The organism is Carnobacterium sp. (assembly GCF_049673005.1).
Lineage (GTDB): Bacteria > Bacillota > Bacilli > Lactobacillales > Carnobacteriaceae > Carnobacterium_A.
The window spans coordinates 1-8235 of record NZ_JBATXB010000101.1 but is presented as its reverse complement, the minus strand read 5'-3'; the positions used below and the strand labels follow the sequence as shown (position 1 = coordinate 8235).

6 protein-coding genes are annotated in these 8235 nt (G+C 36.4%); 5 read left to right on the top strand and 1 reads right to left on the bottom strand.

The features are described from left to right. Positions 1–116 precede the first annotated feature (116 nt). Complete coding sequence (gene def / locus WBF61_RS07365; protein WP_424255264.1) at positions 117–680, bottom strand: peptide deformylase; 564 nt, start codon at positions 678–680, stop codon at positions 117–119. Between the two features lie 220 nt (positions 681–900). Between def and gdhA the strand changes: the two genes are divergently transcribed. From gdhA to lpdA, 5 genes are all read left to right on the top strand, one after another. After that, positions 901–2247 carry an NADP-specific glutamate dehydrogenase gene (gene gdhA, locus WBF61_RS07360; RefSeq protein ID WP_424255263.1) on the top strand — a complete coding sequence of 449 codons (1347 nt, stop codon included), beginning with the start codon at positions 901–903 and terminating at the stop codon, positions 2245–2247. Between the two features lie 515 nt (positions 2248–2762). Next, on the top strand, positions 2763–3872 hold the full coding sequence (gene pdhA, locus WBF61_RS07355; RefSeq protein WP_424255262.1) for a pyruvate dehydrogenase (acetyl-transferring) E1 component subunit alpha: 1110 nt from the start codon (positions 2763–2765) through the stop codon (positions 3870–3872). Between the two features lie 2 nt (positions 3873–3874). Then, positions 3875–4852, top strand: a complete 978-nt coding sequence (locus tag WBF61_RS07350; RefSeq protein WP_424255260.1) for an alpha-ketoacid dehydrogenase subunit beta — start codon at positions 3875–3877, stop codon at positions 4850–4852. A gap of 144 nt (positions 4853–4996) precedes the next feature. Next, positions 4997–6604: a dihydrolipoyllysine-residue acetyltransferase gene (locus tag WBF61_RS07345; RefSeq protein WP_424255258.1), complete on the top strand. Its 1608-nt coding sequence runs from the start codon at positions 4997–4999 to the stop codon at positions 6602–6604. 13 nt (positions 6605–6617) lie between these two features. Next, positions 6618–8024 carry a dihydrolipoyl dehydrogenase gene (gene lpdA, locus WBF61_RS07340; RefSeq protein ID WP_424255256.1) on the top strand — a complete coding sequence of 469 codons (1407 nt, stop codon included), beginning with the start codon at positions 6618–6620 and terminating at the stop codon, positions 8022–8024. Positions 8025–8235 lie beyond the last annotated feature (211 nt).

Genomic DNA, 8235 nt, shown 5'->3' with positions numbered 1-8235 from the left:
CTGGCAGCCAAAAGGTCAGGGGTTCGAACCCCCTTATCTCCATACTGTAAAAAAACGTTAAGACGTAGACATAATTATGTCAGCGTCTTAACGTTTTTTTTATTTGTATAGAATAATTAAGATAGAATAGAAACATCTTCATCTAAGTGAAATGGATCTTCTTTATTAATATGATCGTAGAACATTATACCGTTAGTATGATCAATTTCATGCTGCACGACAATAGCTGAATAATTTTTTAATCGAATTTTTTGTTTTTCACCGTTCAAATTAAAATAAGTTACCGTTATTCTTGAATGGCGAGGAACATAACCTGGAACATCACGATTAACGGACAAACAGCCTTCACCATCTGACAGACATGCGCTTTGAACAGAGTGACTAACAATTTTAGGGTTAATCATGATTGTACTTAAAAGGGGTTCGCTTGTGTCATCATTATCACTAGGTATGTGAACAGCAATCATCCTTTTAGAGACATTTAGCTGAGATGCTGCTAATCCAACTCCTGCGCGAAGCTGATATTTTTCTGCTAGTTCTGCATCTTGACTATTCTTTAAAAATTCTAACATTTCTTGACCCAATGTTTTTATGTCCTCGCTTATTGGGAAAGTAATTTCCTCAGCAGGTTCTCTTAAAGCTGGGCTACCTTCCAAAATGATATTCTCCATTGTAATCATTTTTAACTCACTCCTGTAAATAAATTTTCATAGAACATTTTACTTTTTATAGGTACAGTAATCAATAACTTTACTATTTTAACAGCTATTTAAATAAAATGCACGCCAAATAATTTTTAAAGATTAAAATAAAACCTTCATTTTTAATAAAATTTATGAGATAATTTTGAGCAAGTAAGATTTCAATCGATGAATGTTGAAGAAAGTAGGTGTGGATGGTATGCAAGAAGCCGTAAGATATATTGAAGAAACATATAAGAAAATAAAAAAAAGAGATCCAGAACAGGTTGAATTTTTACAAGCTGTTAAAGAGTTTTTATGCAGCATAGAACCAGTACTTACTGCACATCCTGAATTTATTCAACAAAATATTTTGGAACGAATGATAGAACCTGAAAGGATAATTCAGTTTAGAGTTCCTTGGATGACTGATCAAGGAGAAATAAAAGTGAATAGAGGTTTTCGTGTTCAATTTAATTCAGCAATTGGACCATATAAAGGCGGACTTCGTTTTCATCCAAGTGTAAATCAAAGTATTATTAAATTTCTTGGTTTTGAGCAGGTTTTTAAGAATAGTCTAACTGGTCTGCCAATTGGTGGCGGAAAAGGCGGTAGTGATTTTGATCCTAAAGGGAAGACAAATAATGAAGTGATGCGTTTCTGTCAAAGTTTTATGACTGAATTACAACAGCATATTGGACCTGATTTTGATGTCCCCGCGGGAGATATCGGTGTCGGAGCTAGAGAAATTGGTTATTTGTATGGACAATATAAACGACTAAACGGATTTGAAGCAGGTGTGTTAACCGGTAAACCAGTCTTCTTAGGAGGTAGTCTTGGTAGAACCGAAGCAACTGGCTATGGAGTTGTTTATTTTACAGATGAAATGCTTAAAGATATGGGACAATCGTTTAAGGGTAAAAAAGTAGTTGTTTCAGGAAGTGGGAACGTTGCTATATATGCTATTCAAAAGGTTCATGAACTAGGTGGAACAGTTATAGCCTGCTCAGATTCCAATGGTTATATATGGGATCCGAATGGAATTAATTATTCTACTATTAAGCAAATAAAAGAAGTAGAAAGAAAAAGAATTTCTGAATACATTCATCATCATCCAAAAGCATATTATTATGAGGGAAGCATTTGGGATATAGAAAAGAATTATCAAGTAGCACTACCCTGTGCTACCCAAAATGAAATTGATGGCATGAAAGCTAAAAAGATGATCAGAAATGGTGTGATAGCCGTTGCTGAAGGAGCTAATATGCCTTCAGATTTAGATGCAATTGAGGTTTATCAGGATGCTAAAATTCCATATGCTCCCGGAAAAGCTGCTAATGCTGGTGGTGTTGCGGTGTCTGCATTAGAAATGTCTCAAAATAGTCAGCGACTTAGTTGGACATTTGACGAAGTTGATGAAAAATTAAAAAACATAATGAAGTCTATCTACATTGAGGTACGTGATACTGCTGAAATGTATCATACTCCAGGTAATTTTGTAGCAGGAGCAAATATAGCTGGTTTTATGCATATAGCTGAATCCATGATTAGTCAAGGGCTCGTATAGATCATATAAATATAAGGAACAGATATTATATCTGTTTCTTTTTTATTTATATATAATTTTCAAAACATATGAAATCTTTGAGAAAAAAAGTATAGAATAAAATAAGATAATGAGAGAATTCTAATGATATCTCTTTTTGTGAAATTAAAAACATGGAATATATATGTTTTATTCTGTATCGATAATAATACAGTTTTTTTAAAATTATATAACAGATAGAGGTTCATTTCATCAATTTTATACTTATATACTTTTTATGCAAAGGGAAATATTGAAAAAAACCCTTTTAAATTAGTAGTGAAATAATTCACGACTTGAAATAAAAACGTACTTTATCTCTTGCTATCCATTAATAATAAGCTGTTTTACCTTGAAAAACGTTGATATGCTTGCATAACTAGAAAAATAGTGGTAAATTAAATGAGCAAACAGATTGCACTAATACAGTTTGATTAACTGTATAAAACAGAAATTTATTAAAAATTAGAATGCAAAAAGAGAGGAATGGTTTACAAATGGCTAACAAGAAACAACCCGTAGATTTTGAAGCATTGTTGAGCGCTGTTGATGCAGCTTTTCCAATGGTACAAATCTTAGATAAGGATGGTAAAGTTGTTAATAAGGACATTATGCCAGAATTGTCAGATGAAAAATTAGTGGAATTAATGGAGAAAATGGTTTGGTCTCGTATCTTACATGAACGCTCAATGGCTTTAGCTCGTCAAGGACGTTTAGGTTTTTATGCTCCAACTGCTGGACAAGAAGCATCTCAAATGGCAAGTTATTTTGCGTTTGAAAAAGAAGATGAATTATTCCCAGGATACCGTGACATTCCTCAATTAATTCAACATGGGTTACCAGTTTATAAAGCTTTCTTATGGTCACGCGGACATGCTGAAGGGAATCACTATCCTGAAGACTTACACGCTATGCCACCTCAAATTATTATCGGTGCACAAATCATCCAAGCTGCAGGAGCAGGAATTGGATTGAAAAAACGCAATAAACCAAATGTAGCATTCACTTATACTGGTGATGGCGGTTCATCACAAGGAGATTTTTATGAAGGATTAAATTTTGCGGGCGTTTATAAAGCTCCAGTAGTTTTCTTCATTCAAAATAATGGTTATGCAATCTCAACACCACGTCATAAACAAACTGCAGCTACGACATTGGCTCAAAAAGCTGTTGCCGTTGGAATTCCAGGGATTCAAGTTGATGGAATGGATCCATTAGCTGTATACGCAGTTACAAAACAAGCAAGAGAATGGGCAATCGCAGGAAATGGGCCTGTCTTAATTGAAACTGTAACGTCTCGTTTTGGTCCTCACTCAACTTCTGGAGATGACCCAACACGTTACCGTGATCAAGAAAGTTTCGACTATTGGGAACAACGTGATCCACTGATTCGTTACCGTAACTTCTTAACTGAAAAAGGCTTATGGTCTGAAGAAAAAGAACAAGCATTAATTGAAAAAACTCAAGAAGAAATTAAAGCATCTGCTAAAGAGGCTGATCAAGTACCTAAACAAAAAGTTTCAGACTTTTTGAAAAATATGTATGAAGAGCCAACGCAAGTGATTAAAGAACAAATTGCGACTTTTGAAGCAAAGGAGAATAAATAATTATGGCACAAAAAACAATGATTCAAGCAATCACTGAAGCACTTGAACAAGAAATGGAACGCGATCAAGATATTTTAGTTTTTGGAGAAGATGTTGGGAAAAATGGTGGAGTATTCCGTGCCACAGCAGGTTTACAAGAGAAGTTTGGTGAAGAGAGAGTTTCTGATACACCTCTTGCTGAATCCGGTATCGGTGGTATGGCTATTGGTTTAGCTTTACAAGGATTCCGCCCTGTTCCAGAAATCCAATTTATTGGATTTATATTTGAGGTATTAGACTCAATAGCTGGTCAAGCTGCACGTACGCGTTACCGTATGGGAAGCACACGTAGTTTACCGATTACAATCCGTATGCCATTTGGTGGGGGTGTTCATACACCAGAAATGCACTCAGACAACTTAGAAGGTTTGATGACTCAATCACCAGGTTTGAAAGTAGTTATTCCTTCAAATCCTTATGATGCGAAAGGCTTATTAATTTCAGCTCTTCGTGACAATGATCCTGTTGTATTTATTGAACATATGAAATTATACCGTTCATTCCGTGACGAAGTACCTGAAGAATCTTACACTGTTCCATTAGGAAAAGCTGCTATTTCTCGTGAGGGTAAAGACGTTTCTATTATCACTTACGGTGCTATGGTCCGTGAAGCACTTAAAGCAGCTGATGACTTAGAAAAAGAAGGTATCTCTGTAGAAATCGTAGATTTAAGAACAGTTTCTCCATTGGATATTGAAACTATTATTGCTTCAGTTGAAAAAACTGGTCGTGTTGTAGTTGTTCAAGAGGCGCAACGCCAAGCAGGTGTTGGTGCAATGGTAATGTCCGAAATTGCAGAACGTGCAGTTCTTTCACTAGAAGCTCCAATTGGTCGTGTTGCTGCTCCAGATACAGTATTCCCATTCGGTTTAGCTGAGGGCGCTTGGTTGCCAAATGCTACAGATATTGCAGAGAAAGTAAAAGAAGTTTACAACTTCTAACGAATAGATTATTAAACTAAAAAACAATAGATGTAAGCCATTTGATTAAACGATAAATGGTTGCATCTATTGATTTTAACTTATTTGAGTAATTGTATAAGTTAAAAAATAGAATTTCTAATATAGAAGGGAAGAAAATCAAAAATGGCTTTTAAATTTAAATTACCGGATGTTGGAGAAGGAATGGCAGAAGGCGAAATCGTAAAATGGTTAGTAGCTGAAGGCGATGTTATTAAAGAAGAAGATTCAATCGTAGAAATTCAAAATGATAAATCAGTTGAAGAGATAGCTTCACCAGTTTCTGGAACAATCAAAAAGATTTTAGTATCAGAAGGAACAGTTGCTAATGTTGGTGACGTTATTGTTGAAATTGATGCTCCAGGACATGAAGATGAGGAGGAGACGACAGCTCCAGCTCCAGCAGCTCCAACTCAAGAAAATGCTTCAAGTACTCAAACGACTTCTTTCTACCAGTTCAAATTACCGGATGTTGGAGAAGGAATGGCAGAAGGCGAAATCGTAAAATGGTTAGTAGCTGAAGGCGATGAAATCAAAGAAGAAGATTCAATCGTAGAAATCCAAAACGATAAATCAGTTGAAGAAATTGCTTCACCTGTAACTGGAACAATTAAACATATTTTAGTATCAGAAGGAACAGTTGCTAACGTTGGTCAAGTAATCGTTGAGATTGATTCACCTGAACACAATACTGAAAGTGCAGCACCTGCTACTGAAAAAGCAACTCAAGAAACAACTCAAACAAAAGAATCAGCAAATGTAGTTAAAGCTTCTGACTCTGCTAAACGCGTACAGGCTATGCCTTCAGTACGTCAATTTGCACGTGAAAACGATGTTGATATTACGTTAGTTACACCAACTGGAAAACACAATCGCGTAACAAGAGAAGATATTACAAACTTTAGCAAAAACGGTTCAACTTCTGCACCAACAACAAGTGCAGTAAAAACTACTGAGGCTCCTGCTACAAAACAAGCTCCAACAGCTAAAGCAGCAGCTCCAGCTAAAGCGTTTAAGTCTGATCAAAGCGAACGTGAAACTCGCGAACCAATGACTCCAATGCGCAAAGCTATCGCTAAAGCAATGGTAAATAGTAAAGCAACTGCTCCACATGTTACTTTATTCGATGAAGTTGACTCAACTAAATTAATGGCTCACCGTAAGCATTTCAAAGATATTGCAGCAGCGAAAGGTATTAAACTAACATTCTTACCTTACGTTGTTAAAGCAATTGTTTCTGTTTTACGTAAATATCCAGCATTAAACGCTTCAATTGATGATACGACTAACGAGGTTGTTTACAAACATTACTTTAACATTGGTATTGCTACTGATACTGATCGTGGTTTATTTGTACCAGTTATTAAAGATGCAGATGCTAAGAGTATCTTTACTATTGCCGGAGAAATTACTGAACTTTCTGGAAAAGCTACAGAAGGTAAATTGGCAGGAAATGAAATGAGCAACGGTTCTATCTCAGTAAGTAATATTGGTTCAATTGGTGGCGGTTGGTTTACACCTGTTATCAATTACCCAGAAGTTGCTATCTTAGGTGTAGGTCGTATTGCTAAAAAAGCAGTAGTAAATGCAGATGACGAAATTGTTGTAGCACCAGTTATGCAATTATCGTTAAGTTTTGACCACCGTATTATCGATGGAGCAACTGCACAAAAAGCAATGAATGAATTAAAAACATTGCTTGCTGATCCAGAATTATTATTGATGGAAGGATAAAGGTGAGTTAAAAATGGTAGTAGGAGATTTCGCAATAGAGTTAGATACAGTTGTTATTGGTTCGGGCCCAGGGGGTTATGTTGCAGCTATACGTGCCGCTCAAATGGGACAAAAAGTAGCCATCGTAGAAAGAGAAAATATCGGAGGCGTTTGTTTAAACGTTGGTTGTATTCCATCAAAGGCTTTGATTAGCGCGGGACATCATTACCAAGATGCTATGCATTCAGAAACTTTTGGAATCACAGCTGAGAATGTTGTTTTAGACTTTGCTAAAACTCAAGAATGGAAAAACAATAAAGTAGTATCGACTCTTACCAAAGGTGTCGAGAGTTTATTGAAAAAAAATAAAGTTGAAATTTTAAGAGGAGAAGCTTATTTCAATGACGAGCACACTATGCGCGTTATGGGAGCAAATTCTGGCCAAACTTATTCTTTCAACAACGCAATCGTTGCAACTGGTAGCCGTCCAATTGAAATAAAAGGATTCAAATTTGGGAAACGTGTTATTGATTCAACAGGTGGATTAGCTTTACAAGAAGTACCTAAAAAGTTAATTGTTGTTGGTGGAGGCTACATTGGTAGTGAACTTGCTGGCGCATATGCTAATTTAGGAGCTGAAGTAACTATTTTAGAAGGAACTGCTTCTATCATGCCTACTTTTGAAAAAGACATGATCAAATATGTAACAACGAACTTTGCTAAAAAAGGTGTAACTATTGAAACGTCTGCAATGGCTAAAGAAGCTATTGAAACTGAAAATGGTGTAACAGTTAAGTATGAAGTAAACGGCACAGAAAAATCAATTGATGCTGACTACGTTATGGTAACCGTTGGCCGTCGTCCTAATACAGATGAGCTTGGCTTAGAAGGTGCTGGAGTTGAAATGACTGACCGTGGGCTAGTTAAAGTAGATGAGCAAGGACGTACAAGCGTTAAAAATATTTTCGCCATTGGTGATATTGTTCCTGGTGCAGCATTAGCTCACAAAGCAAGTTATGAAGCAAAAATTGCTGCAGAAGCAATCTCTGGTAAAAAAGTAGCTGTTGATTATAAAGCAATGCCAGCTGTAGCGTTTACAGATCCAGAATTGGCAGTTGTAGGATTAACTGTTGCAGAAGCTAAAGAAAAAGGGATGGATGTTAAGGCATCTAAATTCCCGCTAGCTGGTAATGGTCGTGCACTTTCTTTAAATGCTACTGAAGGATTCGTGCGTTTAGTAACGAATAAAGATGATGGTCTGATCGTAGGAGCTCAAATCGCTGGTATTGGTGCTAGCGATGTAATTGCTGAAATAGGATTAGCTATTGAAGCTGGGATGGTAGCAGAAGATATAGCATTAACTATTCACGCTCACCCATCTTTAGCTGAAACAGTTATGGATGCTTCAGAATTAGCATTAGGATTACCAATCCACATGTAATTTAAATAGAGCATAACTGTCTTTGTTGTTCCAATAAAGACATGTCCAGAATGAAAAAAGCACTTATTCTTAATTGAATAGGTGTTTTTTTGTTCGCCCAGCATGGGCGAGCTCTAGCAGGTGAAAGTCCTGAGTGCGACCGATTAGCGGTAAGCACATAGCTGAAAGCAAGGGTGTCCACCGTGAGGTGGAATCTGAAGGAAGCTCGAGG